16 protein-coding genes are annotated in these 19597 nt (G+C 40.3%); 1 reads left to right on the top strand and 15 read right to left on the bottom strand.

The features are described 5' to 3' along the window. Nucleotides 1-33: 33 nt before the first annotated feature. From ADH54_RS10195 to ADH54_RS10130, 15 genes are all read right to left on the bottom strand, one after another. A complete protein-coding gene (locus ADH54_RS10195) occupies nucleotides 34-330 on the bottom strand; it encodes a GIY-YIG nuclease family protein (protein WP_049525039.1) in 297 nt (98 codons plus the stop codon). Then, entirely contained in the window at nucleotides 320-1069 is a 750-nt protein-coding gene (locus ADH54_RS10190; protein ID WP_049525038.1) for a tRNA1(Val) (adenine(37)-N6)-methyltransferase, read from the bottom strand. The genes ADH54_RS10195 and ADH54_RS10190 overlap by 11 nt, the downstream gene beginning before the upstream one ends. A 53-nt stretch (nucleotides 1070-1122) precedes the next feature. Continuing rightward, nucleotides 1123-1482 carry a S1 RNA-binding domain-containing protein gene (locus tag ADH54_RS10185; protein WP_049525037.1) on the bottom strand — a complete coding sequence of 120 codons (360 nt, stop codon included), beginning with the start codon at nucleotides 1480-1482 and terminating at the stop codon, nucleotides 1123-1125. A gap of 1 nt (nucleotide 1483) precedes the next feature. Further along, nucleotides 1484-2884, bottom strand: coding sequence for a bifunctional Cof-type HAD-IIB family hydrolase/peptidylprolyl isomerase (locus ADH54_RS10180; RefSeq protein ID WP_049525036.1), 1401 nt, complete (start codon nucleotides 2882-2884; stop codon nucleotides 1484-1486). An 82-nt stretch (nucleotides 2885-2966) separates the two neighbouring features. Beyond that, nucleotides 2967-3470, bottom strand: coding sequence for a GNAT family N-acetyltransferase (locus tag ADH54_RS10175; RefSeq protein ID WP_049525035.1), 504 nt, complete (start codon nucleotides 3468-3470; stop codon nucleotides 2967-2969). A 121-nt stretch (nucleotides 3471-3591) separates the two neighbouring features. After that, the gene (rpsR, locus tag ADH54_RS10170) at nucleotides 3592-3831 is read right to left on the bottom strand and encodes a 30S ribosomal protein S18 (protein ID WP_000068664.1); all 240 of its coding nucleotides are present in this window, start codon (nucleotides 3829-3831) and stop codon (nucleotides 3592-3594) included. A 31-nt stretch (nucleotides 3832-3862) separates the two neighbouring features. Further along, complete coding sequence (gene ssbA, locus ADH54_RS10165; protein WP_000609606.1) at nucleotides 3863-4333, bottom strand: single-stranded DNA-binding protein SsbA; 471 nt, start codon at nucleotides 4331-4333, stop codon at nucleotides 3863-3865. Between the two features lie 11 nt (nucleotides 4334-4344). Beyond that, nucleotides 4345-4635 (bottom strand): 30S ribosomal protein S6, encoded by a 291-nt coding sequence (rpsF, locus tag ADH54_RS10160; RefSeq protein ID WP_001151785.1) that lies wholly within the window; start codon nucleotides 4633-4635, stop codon nucleotides 4345-4347. 163 nt (nucleotides 4636-4798) lie between these two features. After that, nucleotides 4799-11713 carry a mucin-binding protein gene (locus tag ADH54_RS12690; protein ID WP_053092330.1) on the bottom strand — a complete coding sequence of 2305 codons (6915 nt, stop codon included), beginning with the start codon at nucleotides 11711-11713 and terminating at the stop codon, nucleotides 4799-4801. Nucleotides 11714-11788: 75 nt separating this feature from the next. After that, a complete protein-coding gene (locus ADH54_RS12685) occupies nucleotides 11789-13156 on the bottom strand; it encodes a YSIRK-type signal peptide-containing protein (protein WP_053092329.1) in 1368 nt (455 codons plus the stop codon). 553 nt (nucleotides 13157-13709) lie between these two features. Beyond that, nucleotides 13710-15053, bottom strand: coding sequence for an asparagine--tRNA ligase (gene asnS, locus ADH54_RS10150; RefSeq protein ID WP_000167160.1), 1344 nt, complete (start codon nucleotides 15051-15053; stop codon nucleotides 13710-13712). 20 nt (nucleotides 15054-15073) lie between these two features. Continuing rightward, a complete protein-coding gene (locus ADH54_RS10145; protein WP_049525033.1) occupies nucleotides 15074-15439 on the bottom strand; it encodes a VOC family protein in 366 nt (121 codons plus the stop codon). Further along, the gene (locus ADH54_RS10140) at nucleotides 15432-16619 is read right to left on the bottom strand and encodes a pyridoxal phosphate-dependent aminotransferase (protein ID WP_049525032.1); all 1188 of its coding nucleotides are present in this window, start codon (nucleotides 16617-16619) and stop codon (nucleotides 15432-15434) included. Before ADH54_RS10140 ends, ADH54_RS10145 begins: the two co-directional genes overlap by 8 nt. After that, the gene (locus ADH54_RS10135) at nucleotides 16616-17104 is read right to left on the bottom strand and encodes a DUF5590 domain-containing protein (RefSeq protein ID WP_049525031.1); all 489 of its coding nucleotides are present in this window, start codon (nucleotides 17102-17104) and stop codon (nucleotides 16616-16618) included. The genes ADH54_RS10140 and ADH54_RS10135 overlap by 4 nt, the downstream gene beginning before the upstream one ends. A 301-nt stretch (nucleotides 17105-17405) precedes the next feature. After that, nucleotides 17406-18602 (bottom strand): MFS transporter, encoded by a 1197-nt coding sequence (locus tag ADH54_RS10130; RefSeq protein ID WP_049525030.1) that lies wholly within the window; start codon nucleotides 18600-18602, stop codon nucleotides 17406-17408. Nucleotides 18603-18990: 388 nt separating this feature from the next. On the opposite strand from ADH54_RS10130, the gene ADH54_RS10125 reads away from it, so the two are divergent. Next, the gene (locus ADH54_RS10125; RefSeq protein ID WP_049525029.1) at nucleotides 18991-19539 is read left to right on the top strand and encodes an NADPH-dependent FMN reductase; all 549 of its coding nucleotides are present in this window, start codon (nucleotides 18991-18993) and stop codon (nucleotides 19537-19539) included. Nucleotides 19540-19597 lie beyond the last annotated feature (58 nt).

Genomic DNA, 19597 nt, shown 5'->3' with positions numbered 1-19597 from the left:
TGCCGTACTCAAGTACTGCCTACGGCTAGCTTCCTAGTTTGCTCTTTGATTTTCATTGAGTATGAGTAAATTTCTATCTTGATTTTCAGATAAAAATCTTTCCTTCTGTGGCCTCTTCTTACGCTTGAGAAGGGCTTCTGCCGACATGGCTTCTTCCTTACTGGAAAAACCTTGAGCATAGATGAGTTTGACTGGCAAGCGTGCTCGTGTGTATTTGGCTCCCTTCCCACTATTGTGGACAGCGAGGCGTTTTCTCACATCAGTCGTATAGCCTGTATAGTAAGATCCATCACGACACTCCAGCACGTACATATAAGCCTTATGATCCATAATAAATCTCTTCGAGTTCCGGCGTATAAGAGCCATCATCATTGTGGACAATGAGAGGTGGCAAGACCTTAAAGCCACTTGTCGAGCCATCCTTGATAGCCTCAATCAAAAGCATATTGGCTTCCTTTTCCCTCTTTGGATAAACAAACTGCAGGCGCTTAGGTGCTAGATTATGTCGTTGCAACATATCCAGAATGTCCAAGAGTCGGTCAGGACGATGAACCATAGCCAACCGTCCATTGGACTTGAGAATACTCTGGGCACTACGACAGATTTCCTGCAAATTGGTCGTGATTTCATGGCGCGCCAAGAGATAATGCTCGCTCTCGTTCAGATTGGAATGAGGATCCACCTTGAAATAGGGCGGATTACACAAAATCATATCCACCTTACTTCCCTGTATACGAGAAGGCATATTTTTCAAATCATCACAGATGACCTCCATCTGCTCTTCCAAACCATTCAAACGGACAGAGCGTTCAGCCATATCTGCCAAACGCTCCTGAATCTCAACAGCCAAAATCTGTGCCTGAGTACGAGTGCTAGCAAATAGCCCCACTGCTCCATTTCCAGCACAGAAATCCACTATCAAGCCCTTTTTAGGAAAACGTGGAAAGCGTGACAAGAGAACACTATCCACCGAATAGCTAAAAACCTCTCTATTTTGAATGATTTTAATATCTGTCGAAAAGAGCTGGTTAATGCGCTCTCCTGATTTTAATAATTGTTCTTCTTCCATAGTTCTATTATAGCAGATTTATATTAACATTACAAAAAATATAAAACTCTAAACTACTTCTTCTTTTTTAAATGGTGCAGGGCTTCTCTAGTCCAGATTGGTAGCATTCGTCGAAAGGGAGCAAAGCCATAGTTAAAACGGTCGCTTGAAAAGCGTCTCCGTCTCGGAAACTGGTGCTTTTCTTCCTCCAAAGTGCGGATAGAAAGACTGGCTTTCCCTGTAAATTCATCTAAATCCACTACCTGAACTTGAACTTCTTCATCGACTTTCAAGGCTTCATGAATATTTTCAATAAAGCCTGTCCGAATCTCTGAAATGTGAATCAGCCCCGTATCACCCGTCTCTAGCTCAACAAAGGCACCGTAGGGCTGAATCCCTGTAATACGCCCCTTTAGCTTATCACCGATTTTCATCTTAGTCCTCGATTTCAATTGTTTCAATCACGACATCTTCAACTGGCTTGTCCATGGCCCCTGTCTCAACAGCAGCAATGGCGTCCAAGACAGCGTAAGATGCTTCATCAGCTAGCTGACCAAAAACCGTGTGACGGCGGTCTAAGTGAGGGGTTCCACCTTGGTTGGCATAGATTTCCGCAATCGGTTCTGGCCAACCTCCACGAGCAATTTCTTTCTTAGAATAAGGCAAATGTTGGTTTTGCACGATAAAGAACTGGCTGCCGTTGGTATTTGAACCAGCATTGGCCATAGAAAGAGCTCCACGGATATTGTAAAGTTCTTCTGAGAATTCATCCTCAAATGATTCGCCGTAGATTGATTCGCCACCCATACCAGTTCCAGTTGGATCTCCACCTTGAATCATAAAGTCCTTGATAATACGGTGGAAAATGACACCATCATAGTAGCCATCTTTTGAAAGAGCTACAAAGTTAGCCACTGTTTTAGGAGCATGTTCAGGGAAAAGCTTGATACGCAAGTCTCCGTGATTGGTCTTAATAGTCGCGATAGGACCTTCTACTGTTTCAATGTCTACTTGTGGGAAATGCAATTCTTTTTCTACCATACCAAATCCTTCTAAGGCATCAAAAATGCCATCTTCTTCCAATGTTTTTGTAATATAATCTGCTTTTTCTTTGATGTTATCATGAGAAATTCCCATGGCAACGCTGATTCCAGCATAATCAAAAAGTTCCAAGTCATTGAGCCCATCTCCAAAAACCATGACGTTCTCTGGTTTCAAGCCAAGGTGTTCCACAACCTTTTCCACACCCGTCGCTTTGGAGCCTGAAATCGGCACAATATCAGACGAATGCTCATGCCAACGAACCATGCGAAGTTTGTCAGAGAGACTGTCAGGTAAGTGCAAGTCATCTCCCTTATCTTCAAAAGTCCACATCTGATAGATGTCTTCTTTTTCATGGAAATCGGGGTCTACATCTAAATTGGGGTAAATTGGATTAATAGCCTCACTGATCATTTCTGTTCGATCAGAAAGTTTAGCATCATGACTCCCAACCAGGCCATACTCAATTCCCTCTTGCTTAGCCCAAGAGATATACTCCTCAACATCTGACTTCTCAATCTGATGTTGATAAATGACCTGACCTTTTTTATCTTCGATATAAGCCCCATTCAAAGTCACAAAAAAGTCAGGCTTGAGCTCACGAATCTCCGGAACGACACCAAAAATCCCTCGTCCAGAAGCAATACCTGTCAAAATTCCTTTCTCACGTAATTGCTTAAAAACAACTGGGATTGAAGACGGAATAAAACCAGTCTTGGAATTTCGCAAGGTATCATCAATATCAAAAAAGACGGTTTTAATCTTCTTTGCCTTATATCTTAATTTGGCATCCATCTCACTACCTCTTTCAATCTACCTCTTTCCATTATACCATAAAGTAGCTAAATCCCATATTTTCAAAGAAATTCGCTATCTCTTATTCGAACTTCTTGGATAAGTACAGGACTAAATCATCATTATTTTGAATAGTAGCATTCATTTCCAACGGTTGATTTCGATACCACACACCCGTCCCATCTGGAATATAGCCTCGTTTGATATACAATCTCTGGGCAGGTCCATAGCCTGAGTGCAAACCTACACCCAACGTCACTTTGTCTGAAAAAAACTTAACTCGATTTTCTGCCTCTTCCATCAAGAGGTTTCCAATACCTTGATTTTGAAAGGGCTCAAAGACATTGAAATCTGATAATTCTGGATAGACTTCTGCAAAAGGACCATGTTTAGCAGAGGGCAAAATGGTAACGTAGCCCGCTACAGCACCATCAATCTCTACAACTAAGACTTCTCTCTCCCCACTTTCCTGTTCCAGAAAATATCTAGCCAAAATTTCCTCTCTACCAGGCCAACCTTGATTCATAAAGCCATGAGATAAGGATTCAATATCAGACTTAATCATATTTCTAATCGTACAATTCATCTTTGACTTACCCACCTTTACTCTTTCTATTACCATTATAGCACGCCAAGGTCAGAAAAAAACTATCTCGTGAAAAAAAGACCCAACCGGGTCTGAAAAAGAGGTCCACTGGACCTCTTTTTTAATCTTCGTTTACGAAAGGCATCAAAGCCATTACGCGAGCGCGTTTGATAGCTGTTGTTACTTTACGTTGGTTTTTAGCTGAAGTTCCTGTTACACGACGAGGAAGGATTTTCCCACGTTCTGAAACGAAACGGCTAAGAAGCTCAGTATCTTTGTAATCAACATATTCAATTTTGTTTGCTGCGATGTAATCAACTTTTTTACGGCGTTTGAATCCGCCACGACGTTGTTGAGCCATGTTTTTTCTCCTTTATAATTTTAGTTGTCCATTAGAATGGTAAATCATCATCTGAAATATCCAAAGGATTTGTTGCTCCAAATGGATTTTCATCACGTGAAAAGTCTGGTACTGAATTTGTAGGTGCTGAATAGTTTGCAGTTGGGGCAGAGTAAGCTCCACCTGTGTGACCCTCACGCACACTACGGCTTTCCAACATTTGGAAATTCTCAGCCACGACCTCTGTCACGTAGACACGTTGTCCTTGCTGGTTATCGTAACTACGAGTCTGGATACGACCTGTCACCCCGATAAGTGAGCCTTTTTTAGCCCAGTTAGCAAGATTTTCAGCCTGTTGGCGCCACATAACGACATTGATAAAATCAGCCTCACGTTCGCCATTTTGACTCTTAAATGTACGGTTTACTGCAAGAGTAAAAGTCGCAACTGCTACATTTGATGGGGTATAACGCAACTCAGCGTCACGTGTCATACGCCCTACAAGTACAACATTGTTAATCATAGTTTACCTTCTTACGCGTCAATTTTGACGATCATGTGACGAAGAATGTCAGCGTTGATTTTTGAAAGACGGTCAAACTCTTTAAGAGCTGCATCGTCGTTTGCTTCAACGTTAACGATGTGGTAAAGTCCTTCACGGAAATCTTGGATTTCGTATGCAAGACGACGTTTTTCCCAAGTTTTTGATTCAACAACAGTTGCACCGTTGTCAGTCAAAATAGAGTCAAAACGTGCTACCAAAGCGTTTTTAGCTTCTTCTTCAATGTTTGGACGAATGATATAAAGAATTTCGTATTTAGCCATTGATATGTTCCTCCTTTTGGTCTAATGACCCCAAGACTTTGCAAGGGGTAAGTGAGGTTCGCTCACAATAAACTATTATACTAGAAAAAAATTTTTTACGCAAGTAAAAACACCTAAATAAAAAAAGAAGATGACGAATCATCTTCTCAAAAACTATGAGTTTTTAGTCCTCTTTTTTCTTGCGAGCAAGAAGTCCAAATCCACTTAGGGCTCCAAGAAGTCCAATCGCTGCGAGGCTAGCGTTAGCTTCTGTACCTGTGTTAGGCAATTCTTTTTGACCATCAACGTATTTAGGTGTTGCTGGTTGTTTTGGTTGCTCAGGTACTGTTGGCATTTCTGGAGTCACTGGTTGCTCTGGGGTCTCTGGCTCTTGTGGAGAAACTGGTTGCTCTGGGGTCTCTGGCTCTTGTGGAGAAACTGGTTGTACTGGTTCAACTGGTGTTGGAGTTGGCATCTCAACTTTGCGGAAGATATGTCTGATATTTCCATTTGAACCTATCACAGTCTTCACATATTCGTAACCTGGAATTCTTCCCGTTTTTTTAGAACCTGGCTCAGTTGGTTTCAATGGATTTCCATTCTCATCAGTCCAAGTAGTTGTATTTTGCTTACCTGGATTTGGTTGAGGAACAGGTGAAGGTGTTGGAGCTGGCGGTGTTAATTTTTCGTAAACATGTTCTACATCTCCATTTGGTAGTTTCTTCGTTTCTACGAATCTGTATTCTGGGATGTCTTTCTTATCTACTGTGCCCGGCTCACTTGGATAGTTCGGAATCTCATTACCTTCTTTATCTTTGAAGAATGTAGTCACTTTTTCATAGACATGCTCTACATCTCCATTTGGCAGTTTCTTCGTTTCTACGAATCTGTATTCTGGAATGTCTTTCTTATCTACTGTGCCTGGCTCACTTGGATAGTTCGGAATCTCATTGCCTTCTTTATCTTTGAAGAATGTAGTCACTTTTTCGTAGACATGTTCTACATCTCCATTTGGTAGTTTCTTCGTTTCTACGAAGCGATAACCTGGGATATCTTTCTTAGGTTGTTCGCCGTCTTCTCTTGGATAATCTGGAATAGATACTTCCTTACCATTTGGATCAACTGTCACATAAGACGTTGTAATCTTCGTATAGTTGATTGGTGTATCTTGACTCGGATCAGTTGGTAATGTTGGTGGCACATAACCTTTTGTTGTATCTTCTGGATCAACTGGTTTCAACGGATTTCCATCTTTATCTCTTGGAATGTAACCTGGAACATAAGGAATTACAATATCTTCCGTTGGTACACCCGGTTTAGTTGGATCACCGTTTGGATCATTTGGATAATCAATACGTGGAGAATTTGTTTGTCCTGGCACGTTTGGAATCCATGCTCCAAGTTTCTTATAGACAACTTTTTGAATGATATCTTTGTCTTCAGCCTTAACAGTTTGATCCTTAGTAGATTCTTCAATATCTCCACTTACTGCAATATAACCTTTAACAAGTGGAAGTTTGTTACCAGAAAGAACATCAGTTGTAGCTGCTTTCCATTCGCCGTAAGTAACCTCACCTGTCACCAAGTTCACCTTAGCATCACGAGTAAATTTAACGGATGAAGTCACAGAAGTAGTAACCTCTTTACCATCTCCATCAACATAAGTAATTGTACGAGTTACTTCTTCTGAAGCTGTCAATTCCTTAACGCTTTCAGGCCATACTGGTGAATTTGGATCCTCTGGATCAATTGGTTGACCTGGAACTGGTGTCACATCACTTGGAATAACTGGAACAAGGCGTGATTGAACAGTAACAACAAATTTTTGAATAGCTTTTGTATCATTATCAAATGATTGCTTGCTGCCATCAGCTTTTGTAAACTCGTCAGACACAAGTTCGTAGCCAAGTTTTTTCAGTGCGTTGATACGTTCTGCAGTAGAGTAGTTCATTTCAGAACCAGAATCACCTTGAAGGATATCCACTTCACCAAGAATTATTCCGTTAGTATCTTTGTAAGTTACAGTTGCAACTTGTGTATCAGACTTCACTTCATAAACAGTTGGTGTATACTTAGCTTTCGCTACAGTGCCATTAGTATCCTTACGTACAATAGTTACTCCTGTTGCAGTTCCAACGAAATCTTTATTTGGTGTGAAGGTTACCTTACCTGTTGCATCAACAGTATACGTTCCTTCGTTTGGAACTGTTTTACTTGTTGTACCATCTTCAAATGTAGCAGGAACAGTATTGTCCATTGGTACATCTTTATGACCAGGTACAAATGTTGGTGTACCAGATTGAGGAGTGTTCTTAGGACCTGTCGAACTTGTATCCACACCTGTTGGTGTAACTGGGGTTACAGTTGGAGTGTAGCTTGACTCAACAGTTGTACCATTTGTAGGATCTGTTACAACTACTTTAGCTGGGTCTGGTGTTCCAACGAAGTCTTTATTTGGTGTGAAGGTTACTGTACCAGTTGGATCGATTGTATATGTACCAACTGTCTTACCATCCTTAGTAGCTGGGATAGTTGTTTCTTCAGTTCCAACGAACTTAGCTGGATTATCTGTTGTTGGTTTCAACTCAGTTCCATCAGCATGTTTATATGTTGGAGTACCTGTCTGTGTCTTACCTTGGATATCAGTTGATGTAGCAGGTGTTGTAGTTGGCGCTACTGGTGTATAAATGACGTACACTGTACTATCAGTTGACTCATTTGTTACCTCAAGGCTTGTAACAGTTTTCTTATCATAAGTATAATTAGCTACTTCTGGAGAAACCACTTCCTCAAGAGTTTGTGCTGCTGACCAATCACTATACTTCACTTCTCCAGTTACTAAGCTTACAGTTGCTTCATGTGTGAAGGTTACTGTTTGAACTTTATCATCTGTTACTTCTTCACCATTCTCATCGTTGTAGCGGTACTTGATTGTACGAGTAACTGTCTTAGTTAACTCAAGATTTTCTGCAGTACTTGGCCATACAGGTGAGTTTGGATTTTCTGGATCCACTGGTTGACCTGGAACAGGTTTCTCATCATTTGGAGTCACGGGTTCCACACGTTGTTTAACTGTTACCGTGAAGTTTTGATTCACCGCTGTGTCGTTATCAAAAAGCTTATCAGCTGTCGTTGCTGCAACGAAACCATCTTCTACTAACGCATAGCCAGCTTTTTCAAGAGCTGCAATTGCTTTTTCACGATTAACAAAGTCGATAGTTCCTTTATAAACACCCTCTACTGTCTCAACAGCTGCTGCTGGAATTTTAGCTGAATCTATAGCAACTTCTGCACCAGTTGACACATCATAGTAAGAAATAGTTGCTGTTTGAACATCCTTTCTATAAGTATATGTCACAGTAGTTGGCTCATTTGTAACTTTACCTGAAACCTTCTTAGTACCTTCATCAACCGTACCATTTGTTGTTTCCACTTTAACAAGAGTGTAACCAGGAATTTCTTTTGGTTCAGTTGTGAACGGAGTCGTCACTTTTTCGTTGTTTACTGGAGTTGTTGAAGGAGAGATAACGTTACCCTCTTCATCCTTATACTCAACAATGACCGTTCCATCTTCAGCAACAACAGTTGGAGTGTAAGTAGTTGTTACAGTAGTACCGTTGATATCTGCAATTTGTACACGTACTGGTGTAGCTTTGCCTGTAAATTCTTCAGTTGGTTGGAATGTAATGACATTAGTTGTTTTATCAAGAGTGTAAGTTCCTTCACCATCAATCGTAACTGTAGTTACAGCATTTCCATTCGCATCAAGAAGTGTCAAAGTACTCTTATCAAGAGCTACTGATTTTGGTCGACCATCTTCACCTAATACTTCAGACGTTTCTCCTTTGGCGAAGTTCAAAGTCGTAGCATCTGTATCAGGAATGTCAAAAACAATTTGTGATGTTTGCGCTTGACCTTGCTTACCAGCTGTCGCTGATTCTTTAGCTGTTGGGACTACAGGAACTACTGTTGGAGTATAAGTAGCTGTACCTGTGATGACTGTTGATTCACCTTTTTCATTAGTAATAGTTGCTGATGCTTGAACTGTTACTGGTGCTGGTGTTCCTGTATAAGTTGCAACTGGTTGGAACGTTACTACACCTGTTGTTGAATCAATTGTGTATGTACCAACATTTTCAACAGTCACTGAAGTTGCAGTCGTTGGATTTCCAGTAGCTGGATCTACAAGTTTGTAATTTGATACTGGGGCACTCTCATCTGATGATGAGAATAGTGGTGTTTCTGACCGCTGTTCACCTTGGATATTCTTAGATGTTATATTTTCACCAGTAAGCGTGATTGGTGTTACAGTTGGTTTATAAGTAGCTGTTGCTGTCTCACCATTTGAGTCTGTTGCTTGAACAGTTACTCCTGTCCCTTCTCCAGTAAATGTTGGGACTGGTACGAAGGTTACAACACCTGTTGTTGGATCAATTGTGTAGGTTCCTTGATTTACGATTGTAACACTAGTAGTCGGTTGTAGAGTTGTGGGATCAAGCAACTGACGTTTCGCAATTTTTACTGATGAATCTGATGTTTCAAATTCTGGTGTTCCAGTTTGTGTTTTGCCTTGAACGTCTGTAGATGTTGCATTTTCAGCTGTCATAGTTACATCTGTTACAGTTGGTGTGTAAGTAGTTGTTGCAGTAGTACCATTCGCATCCGCAATACGTACACTAACTGGTTTTGTAACAGTTCCTGTGAATGTTGCGACTGGTTGGAAAGTAATAACATTTGTCGCTGTATCCAGTGTATAAGTTCCCTCATTTTCAACTGTTACAGATGTTACAGCATCACCGTTTGCATTAAGAAGAGTTACTGATGCTGTATTAAGATTAACAGATTTTGTTGTATTTGCATCAATAGCAACTGTTCCTTTAGCAAAGTTTACAGTTGTATCATCTGTATCTGCTGCGTCAAACTTGATAGCAGAAGTTTGGGCTTTCCCTTGAGGTCCAGTTGTTTGAGACGCTACTGCTGTTGGTTTTACTGGAACTACTGTTGGTGTGTAGGTAGCTGTCGCAGTTTCAGTAATATTAGCATTGTTAGTATCTGTACCTAAAATAGCAGTTAGTTTGACAGTTACTGGAGTTGCTGGTCCTGTGAATGTTGGAAGTGGTTTGAAGGTTACAACACCTGTTTCTGGGTCAATTGTATAGGTTCCCTCATTTGCAACTGTTAAAGTCTCAACTAGACTACCGTCAGTTGCAACCAACTTAGCTGGTGATGTTGCACTTGGTGAAATAGTTGAACCGTCACCTACAGAAGTAAAGGTTGGTGTTCCTGTTTGAGTAGCTCCTTGGATATCAGATGATGTAGCATCGTGACCTTCAATCGTGTCTGTTACTGTAATGTGGTAAGTAGTTGTAGCTGTTGATGAGCCAGCCCCATGATCCACACCAGATTCAGTTCCACCTATTGTAGCATCTGTTGTGTAATTGCCATTACTATCAATAACGTTAACTGTTACCGTATAAACTCCCACTTCATTAAGTGTATAACCACTAGCAAGATTATAGTTACTTGCATCTTGTTTAGTATCATAAACCTTCTGAACTCCTGAAGGAGATGTTACCGTAATACGAGTAATGTAAGTTGTTTTTCCGTACTTAGTATCTTCTGTATCAGAAATTGTCACTGCAGCTTTTGCTTCATTACGGAGATCTACCGCAGTTCCTTTAGTAGAAGTATAATCTTTAGAGCTTGCTATTGGTTTTGTGTTAACTACAGTTGCAACATCCGAATTTGTTGCAATCGTACCGCTAATAACACCACCAAATCCTGATTTAGTAAGCACTTCCCAAGAATTGTCACCCAATTTGGTAGCAGTCACTTCTGTACCATCTGATGAAGACCAGGTATTGGAATGTTTATCATAAGTGATTGTTACTGACATTCCATCACCTACTTGACTAGTATTCTGAGAAGAATATACAGTGAGTGGGCGAGTTGGTGTATCAACACTTGTTACTTTACCATTTATATCTAGCTGACGAGTATACTCATAGATGTAGAATTTCATTGCTCCATCTTGTTGCGCTTCAGTATACACTTCGCGTTTTGTCCACGTTGTAGTACCATCACCATTTGGTGTCTTTACTTCAGCATAATCAGCTGGAAGTTCCCAATGACCAGATGTACTATTTAATTTTGCGATGTGTTTTTGACCGTCAGTTCCAGTTAATTCAACTTGTTCACGTAAGAAAGTTCCCTTAACGTTTTCAGACGATGCTTCAACAGTAATGTTATCCACACCAACTTTTGCGGTTGCTTCTGATGTGACGGGAATGTTAAAGACTGTATTAGAATCTACGGCACCTAGTTCTTGATTTTCAGTAACAGCTGTATTGGTTGAACCACTATCTACAAGCCACTTACCGTTAACCGCTTTTAGATTTGTTACAGTTCCATCTGGCATCGTTACTTTTGCACTTGTTGCCCCTTTAGATATTTTAACTGGTACTGAAGTTGAGTAAGTTTCGACGTTTTGAACCTCAACTTTTGGTTTTACTACAACTGTGAGAGAAGCATGTGCCTCTTGACCTGATTGGTTCCAAACATTATTATTAGCCAGTTTATCATAATCTTTAGCAAATACAGAGACTGTATATATCCCTGCTTCAGTAAGCTTGCCACCAATAACTCCCTTACCCACATTTGTTTGATCGGCAGCTTGCTCTTCGGAAGTACTATTTGAAACTGTGTAGTTAGTACCTGGAATTAATACTTTTGAATCATCTAATGCAGTTCCTGTAGTATTAGTTCCTGAAACTCCTGTTACACTGCGTGAAAAATATTTACGTACTGTAATTACTTTTCCTTCAGCAGTTGTATAACTATAGTTTCCAGCGGTATTTCCTGGTATAACACCAGCTCCCGAAGCATCATTAAATCGAACATTGATATTAGCGTCATCACCTACTGTACGTACGTATGTTGCAGAATCGGATTTTATTTTAGGAGGTGTGGTGTCTTGCCATCCTACCCAGCCAGCACGTAAATTCTGAAGTCGAAAAGTTACTGAACGACCGTCAGTATGGGTTGCAGTTACATCAAAACGTAAATCATATACTCCGTTTTCAATATTGGCAGAGACCACCCCTTGAATAGTATCTGTAGCCTCATCATATGCTAAACCAGGAACAAGGTTGGTTGGTGTTACAGAAGTAAGACTTCATCCAGCTTGCTTAGCAGCCTCTGTAACAGCAATACGATCTTTTAATCCTTTAATATATACGCGATCAATTCCTTGTTCATATCCATATCTGTAAATTTCAGTAGCTAGGTATTCATACCCACCGTTAGCTGAATAAATCGCAGTTGCTGCATTTGAAATCCTTGAACCATCTGCACGAAGTTTATTTCTCCATAAAGGAGCCTCTTCTGCTAACTTTTTAGCAGCCTCTGGTGTTAAAGGATAATCAACACGACCTTTATTGTTATGACCAGTTGCACCACCTTGTTCAGTATGCATACCATTTCCAGCATTTTGTTGATCACCATCACGTTGGTTAGAATACACAACTACTTCTAGGCCTGAAGTATCAGTTCCAGCCCCTTTGGTTAGTGTAATTTCTTGGTGTGGAATTGTATATGTATCTGATCCTGTATGGATTGTTGCATTTATTTCTGAAGCATGAATAGTACTTGTAGATCCTTCAGCATAAAAATCTTGTGCTGCCAACGCTACAGCAAACTTCCCATCACGACCAATTCCTGCTTTTTTAAGCTCACTGTAAACCGCAAGAATTGATTCATTTAAGCGAGTTAATTGAGCATCTACTTGTTCCTTTGTGATACTCTTATCAGCTAAAAGCACTTTTGATTCGTTAAGTACAGCTTGGTTCTTGGCCACCGCCGCTTCAATTGCTGCTCGATTCTCTGGGGCTACTTCCTTCTTACGAAGTTCTGTAGCAGCGAGGGTATTGGTTACATCTGCTTCTGATGAAACTTTATCGAGTGCCGATTTAGCTTCTGAAAGAGCTTTTTCTGTTGGTGTAGCCTTTCTTTCTGCTTCTTCTTTTGCTACCTTATCTTTATCAGCCTGTTCTTTTTCTAATCCAAGTTTATTTGATTCAGTTAAAACTATTTTTAATGAAGAAAGAATATCTTTTTGAATATTTACCTCTTCTTGCTTGGCAGTTTCATTTGCCAAAACAGCTTTCGCAGTAGCTAAAGCTTCACGAACATTGGCTACAACTGAGGAATCCGCATGCTTAGCATTTGATAAGGCAGTTTCTAAATTTGAAATACTCGCTTCAAGAAGTGACTTATTTACTTTAACTTCTTCTTTCTTAAGTGTTTCAGTTGTCTTTTCAACCAACTGGATATTACTTTCTCCTAATTCTGGAGAAGGATTTTCTACTTTTTGAATATTTTCTTTAGAGTCTGAAACTGGATTTTGTTCAGTAGCTGAAACTGCTCCATTTCCTAAGAACATTAAACCAGCCGCAATCGCTACCGATGCCGCGCCGAAACTATACTTACGAATACCGTAACGTATATACTTTTCCGTTCTAAAATCTTGTTGTTTACCCTTCATTAGACTTAGAACCTCCTTTATGCATGTTTTTTAATATTGAATTGAAATATACAGACAAATAAAAAGACCCCCCCTCCTTAATTTTTTTAGCAATATTAAGAGGTTATCATTTTAAAAAAGGGTTGCCCAATAATTATCAATATCATTTACTATTTTATCATGCCACTATTATTAATTCAAGTTTCATGCTTATATATATTTATGGTTTCAATCTAATACTTCCTTGAAGAAAATAGTACATACATCAGTTTTTAAACAATAAGATCAATGTACTAAGATACGAAACTCTATATAGTATGTTTCTATCAAAAATTCAATTTTATAGGAAAACGAAGTAAAGATTTTCACAAAAACTGCATATTATAAAGATTTTGAATATAGTGGCTTGAACCTAAAATAGTGCGCTACGGATCCTAAAACATTTCTAGAAATTAATTTGACTTTCCTAAGCTCTCTGTTCATATCTTATTTCAATCCACTATACCTAATAATATTTCCTTTCGTTTCCAGAGCTTTCTATAGAAAAAAACGCCACATGGGCGTTTTCCTGTTCTTACGGTTTGATACGGTGCAACATACGTGGGAATGGGATAGCTTCACGAATGTGTTTTGTTCCTGCTGCGAAGGTTACCATACGCTCGATACCGATACCAAATCCACCGTGTGGAACTGTACCGTATTTACGAAGGTCAAGGTAGAATTCGTACTCTGTACGATCCATACCAAGTTCATCCATCTTAGCCACGAGGGCATCATAGTCTTCCTCACGCATAGACCCACCGATAATTTCTCCATAGCCTTCTGGAGCAAGCAAGTCTGCACAAAGTACGCGCTCTGGATTTCCAGGAACTGGTTTCATGTAGAAGGCCTTGATGGCTGCTGGGTAGTTCATGACAAATGTTGGCACACCAAAGTGGTTTGAGATCCACGTTTCGTGTGGTGAACCAAAGTCATCTCCATGTTCCAAATGCTCGTAATCAGCATCTTCATCATTTTCATGTTCTTGCAAGAGGTCAATGGCTTGATCGTATGTGATACGTTTAAATGGCTCTGCAATGTAGCGTTTCAAGAGCTCTGTATCACGTTCCAAAGTTTCCAAGGCTTGAGGCGCACGGTCAAGAACACCTTGAAGAAGAGCTTTTACATAAGCTTCTTGCAAGTCAAGTGACTCATCGTGTGTCAAGTATGAGTACTCAGCATCCATCATCCAGAACTCAGTCAAGTGACGGCGTGTTTTTGATTTTTCAGCACGGAATACTGGACCAAAGTCAAAGACACGACCAAGAGCCATAGCCCCTGCTTCTAGATAAAGCTGACCTGATTGGCTCAAGTAGGCTGGCGTTCCGAAGTAGTCCGTTTCAAAGAGTTCAGTTGAGTCTTCCGCCGCATTTCCTGAAAGAATTGGGCTATCAAACTTCATGAAGCCATTCTTATCAAAGAACTCATATGTTGCATAGATAATAGCATTACGGATTTGCATCACGGCCACTTGCTTACGAGAACGGAGCCACAAGTGACGGTTGTCCATCAAGAAGTCTGTTCCGTGTTCTTTTGGTGTGATTGGGTAGTCTTGAGATTCACCGATCACTTCGATGTCTGTAATGTCCAACTCATAACCAAATTTAGAACGTTCGTCTTCTTTGACAATTCCTGTCACATAAACAGAAGTTTCTTGGCTCAAGCGTTTGATAACATCAAACTTCTCAAGTCCCACTTCTTCACCAAATTTTTCTACAAAGTTTGGTTTAAAGGCTACACCTTGGAAGAAGGCTGTTCCATCACGCAATTGCAAGAAGGCGATTTTCCCTTTTCCTGATTTGTTGGCAACCCAAGCACCAATCGTCACTTCCTGACCAACATAGTCTTTTACATCAATAATCGTTACACGTTTTGTCATTGTTTTTCCTTTTTCTTTTTTTATTCTTTATGGCAAACCACTTCTATATTGTTCCCATCTGGGTCAATCATAAAAGCAGCGTAGTAAATCGGTTGCTCACTGCGATAACCAGGAGCCCCATTGTCTCGCCCACCTGTCTCTAAGCCAGCCTCATAACAAGCTTGAACCTCTTCCTTATTTTCTGCCAAAAAAGCAAAGTGAATAGGATCTTGTGTCCCCTGAGCCAGCCAAAAATCACCACCTGGATGAGGGCTGTTTGGGGCAAGAAAACTGATTAGAGAAGTGGTCTTAAAAGCCAATTTATAGCCCAAAGGAGCGAGAAAATTCCTATAAAATCCTTCTGAAATTTGTAAATCCTTTACCTTAATTTCAAAATGATCAATCATCCTCACTACCCATAAATGCTTTCAAGCGTTTAACCGCTTCTTTAAGCGTGTCTAGGTCTGTCGCATAGCTGAGGCGCACATTTTCTGGCGCTCCGAATCCTGCTCCTGTGACCAAGGCAACTTCGGCTTCTTCTAGGATAGCAGTTGTAAATTCTGTCACATCCGTATAGCCTTTCATCGCCATTGCCTTTTTGACATTTGGGAAGAGGTAGAAGGCTCCTTGCGGTTTGACCACTTCAAATCCAGGAACCTCAGCAAGAAGCGGATAGATGGTATTTAGTCGCTCCTCAAAAGCCTGACGCATGTTTTCTACAGTATCTTGCTCCCCTAATAAAGCCTCAACTGCTGCATACTGGGCTACTGCTGACGGATTCGAAGTTGTTTGACCAGCAATCTTAGACATGGCAGCGATAATGTCTGCTTCTCCAACGGCATAACCAATCCGCCAACCAGTCATAGCATAGGTTTTAGACACACCATTGATGACCACTGTTTGCTTGCGAATCGCTTCGGATAGGCCAGAAATGGGTGTAAATTCATGACCATTATAGACCAAGCGACCATAGATATCATCTGCAAGGATGAGAATGTCCTTTTCTACAGCCCAGTTTCCGATTGCCAAGAGTTCCTCACGGGTGTAAATCATTCCTGTCGGATTAGATGGTGAATTCAGCACCAAAACCTTGGTCTTGTCTGTGCGAGCTGCTTCTAACTGCTCTACGGTCACCTTAAAGTGATTGTCTTCCTTAGCAGGAACAAAGACTGGTACCCCTTCTGCCATCTTGACCTGATCTCCATAGCTGACCCAGTATGGGGTTGGGATGATGACTTCATCACCTGGATTGACCACTGCCATAAAGAAGGTATAGAGAGAATATTTGGCTCCCGCAGCGACTGTCACTTGATTTGGCGCTACAGAATAGCCGTAAAAGCGCTCAAAGTAGCTATTGACCGCTTCCTTTAGTTCTGGCAGACCTGAGGTTACTGTATAAAAAGAAGCACGCCCATCTCGAATCGATGCAATGGCGGCATCTTGGATATTTTTTGGAGTAGTGAAATCTGGCTCACCCAAGGTTAGAGACAAAATATCTCTTCCCTCAGCCTTGAGTGCTTTGGCACGGGCTCCAGCAGCCAAGGTCACACTTTCTTCCATTTCTAAAACACGGTTGGATAGTTTCATAAGCCCTCCTTATTGACCAATGCTCCTGTTTCAAAATCTACTAGATAAAAATCAGATCCTGACTTGATTTCCCAGATTGGCTTGTCTTGATAACGGCCAAAGGTAATCTTGTCAATCTCACCAGCTCCTTTTTCCTTAGAAACAGCTTCTGCTTTTTCTTGTGAAACACCTTGATTTAGCTGATAAACGTAAATCTTATGGTCATCTTTTCCAATCAGGACAGCAAGTGCTTCTTGTTTTTTATTACGACCAAGAACGCTATAATAGGATTCCAAGCCATTGTATAAGTCAACCTGATCAGCCTGCTCTAATCCTGCATACTGCTGAGCTAATTTTTCTCCTTCACTTTTAGCTGTTTGATAAGGTTTCATACTCAGAAACACTAGATACAGAAAGGAAGCACTGATAACCACAAGCAAAATCGTCATCCCTAGACCATACTGCCACAGTAGATTATTTTTTGCTTTATTTTGTCTTTTTTTCACTCGTCTATTTTACCATCTATCTGGCTTTATTACAAGTGAATATAAGAATACTCTTCGAAAATCAAATTCAAACCACGTCAGCTTTATCTGCAACCTCAAAGCTGTACTTTGAGCAACCTACGGCTAGCTTCCTAGTTTGCCCTTTGATTTTCATTGAGTATAAACAACCAATTCTATTTCTACCTTCAAACAAAACAGATTTTTCTTGTTTAAAACCGAGCAAGAAAAGTAAAGACACAAGCGAAATAACCGTATTAAAAAACTTGAGCTTAACACTCAAGTTTTCGTAAGTTCTTTTACTTTATAGAATCACTTTATCATCCATTTTTTTAGCCATTTTTCCTAAAAAGACAGGCAGTAGAAGGCTAATCATGACTAAAAAGAATCCTAGATAAAGAAATGTTACTACAAAGCCTAAATGGTCAATCAACCATCCTGTCAGTGGGAAAAACACAATCATACTCAAGCTAAACATCATAGAGTAGACACTCAGCATGGTTGCCCTTACTTCACTTGGAAGCCGCTCTTGCAAATCATTGTCAAAAATCGGCTGAAAAAGAGCATATAGAGCATTACTAATCAAATAAATCAAAATATAGATTAGAGGTGTTCCAAAGTAGGACAGCAGGTAGGTAACTCCAGTCAGCAGGACGAGGATAGGGAAAAGTTTCAAGGCGGCATATTTCTTTCCAATCTTACTCGCTAGATATACTGCGACGATATTCAGGAGACTCCCAAGTAGCATAACTGCTGAAATTTGCCAACTACTTAAATCTGGTAACTGATTTTGATAGTAAAAGTAAAACATGCACATGAGTACTCCGACAATCTGAGACAAAATCATCCAGTTGAAGAGCATGGGATTTCGCTTCAACTCATCCTTAACAGTCCAAATAATCTGTTTCATGGTCACACTATCAGCTTTTTCTAGCTTGACACTAGGTTCTTTCAGCATCCAAATCAGGACAAGAACTATGATAGAAGTGGCAATCATGATGTAGTAGGTCAGATGTAATTGACCATGGACAAAAAATCCCGCCAACACTGTCCCCAAAGACCGAGTTCCTTCTGACACTCCTGACATAAAGCTCGAAATGGATAGATAGCGCCCCTTTAGTCCAGCCTCTACAGCAGAGTCATAGACCATTGCCGCGCTTGTTCCTGAATCAAAATTATAAGACAAGGCGCTCACCGCCATTGCTAGTGAATAAATCCAAAAATTTCCCTGCCCAGCCAACATGAGAATAGAAGACACAATCCCTGCTATACGACTTAAATAAAGGTTGGTCTTATAGGAATAACGATCAGCTAACATTCCAGATGGAATTTCGCAGAGAAGACTGGTCGTATGAAAAATGCTCTCCAGAAGTCCAATCTGCCAAAGAGTCATGCCGTTTTGACTGAGAAAGAGAATCCAAAAACTGGTAATCCCTAGAAATGCAAAAAACTCAACTCCGGCCATCAGGCCAATATTTTTCCGATAATTTCTTATTAACATCTTTTCTCCTTAACAAGTGTATTATTATTTCTTTTGTCCGTCACTTGTTAATCTTTGCCTTACATGATCTCCACCCCTTTTAGAAGCATTCTTCAATGCCATTATTGTTCCTTTAATGATTTATGAAATGATACCGGAAAATAGCTGTTCTGCGGTTTCTATTGCGAGTTTTCTTGTTTATTTTAGCACTTATGTCATCATATTACAAGAGAATGTTAGAATACTCTTCGAAAATCAAATGCATTCCAGTCGCAAGTGATTAGATATTCTACAATTTTATAGTTTTACTTATCTTTGAGCAGATTTCTTGCAAGTCCTTTTGTTTTGTTGTAATATATTTTATAACAACGAGATACTTCTCGAAAACTTAAGAAAAAGGAGACACATCATGTCTAAAAAAGTATTATTTATCGTCGGATCACTACGTCAAGGCTCTTTCAACCACCAAATGGCTCTCGAAGCTGAGAAAGCACTTGCTGGTAAAGCGGAAGTTAGCTATCTTGATTATTCAACTATTCCTCTCTTCAGCCAAGATTTGGAAGTTCCAACTCATCCAGCTGTAGCGGCTGCTCGTGAAGCGGTTCTCGCTGCGGATGCCATCTGGATCTTCTCTCCAGTCTACAACTTCTCTATCCCTGGAACAGTGAAAAACTTGCTGGACTGGCTATCTCGTGCCCTTGACTTATCTGATACACGTGGTGCTTCTGCCCTTCAAGACAAGTTTGTCACCGTATCATCTGTAGCCAATGCAGGTCACAATCAACTCTTCACTATCTACAAGGATCTCTTGCCATTTATCCGTACACAAATCGTTGGTGATTTCACTGCTGCACATGTCAATGACTCTGCTTGGGCAGATGGAAAATTGGTTCTCGAAGAATCAGTCCTAAATTCACTTGAAAAACAAGCTCAAGATTTGATCAATGCTATCAACTAACTAACATAATAAAAGCGAGCAAGACTACTTTTCTGACACTCAGAAGACTAGCTTGTTC

The organism is Streptococcus pseudopneumoniae, assembly GCF_001072315.1.
GTDB lineage: Bacteria > Bacillota > Bacilli > Lactobacillales > Streptococcaceae > Streptococcus > Streptococcus pseudopneumoniae_R.
Note: the sequence above shows the minus strand (reverse complement) of the source record. Positions and strands in the feature narration are given on the sequence as shown.

Coding starts and splice junctions, on each gene's coding strand:
- ADH54_RS10175 (WP_049525035.1), bottom strand. CDS start 3,470: ATGAATTGTACGATTAGAAATATGATTAAGTCTGATATTGAATCCTTA.
- asnS (WP_000167160.1), bottom strand. CDS start 15,053: ATGACAAAACGTGTAACGATTATTGATGTAAAAGACTATGTTGGTCAG.
- ADH54_RS12685 (WP_053092329.1), bottom strand. CDS start 13,156: ATGAAGGGTAAACAACAAGATTTTAGAACGGAAAAGTATATACGTTAC.
- ssbA (WP_000609606.1), bottom strand. CDS start 4,333: ATGATTAACAATGTTGTACTTGTAGGGCGTATGACACGTGACGCTGAG.
- ADH54_RS10130 (WP_049525030.1), bottom strand. CDS start 18,602: ATGTTAATAAGAAATTATCGGAAAAATATTGGCCTGATGGCCGGAGTT.
- rpsF (WP_001151785.1), bottom strand. CDS start 4,635: ATGGCTAAATACGAAATTCTTTATATCATTCGTCCAAACATTGAAGAA.
- ADH54_RS10185 (WP_049525037.1), bottom strand. CDS start 1,482: ATGAAAATCGGTGATAAGCTAAAGGGGCGTATTACAGGGATTCAGCCC.
- ADH54_RS10125 (WP_049525029.1), top strand. CDS start 18,991: ATGTCTAAAAAAGTATTATTTATCGTCGGATCACTACGTCAAGGCTCT.
- ADH54_RS10190 (WP_049525038.1), bottom strand. CDS start 1,069: ATGGAAGAAGAACAATTATTAAAATCAGGAGAGCGCATTAACCAGCTC.
- rpsR (WP_000068664.1), bottom strand. CDS start 3,831: ATGGCTCAACAACGTCGTGGCGGATTCAAACGCCGTAAAAAAGTTGAT.
- ADH54_RS10140 (WP_049525032.1), bottom strand. CDS start 16,619: ATGAAACTATCCAACCGTGTTTTAGAAATGGAAGAAAGTGTGACCTTG.
- ADH54_RS10180 (WP_049525036.1), bottom strand. CDS start 2,884: ATGGATGCCAAATTAAGATATAAGGCAAAGAAGATTAAAACCGTCTTT.
- ADH54_RS10145 (WP_049525033.1), bottom strand. CDS start 15,439: ATGATTGATCATTTTGAAATTAAGGTAAAGGATTTACAAATTTCAGAA.
- ADH54_RS10195 (WP_049525039.1), bottom strand. CDS start 330: ATGGATCATAAGGCTTATATGTACGTGCTGGAGTGTCGTGATGGATCT.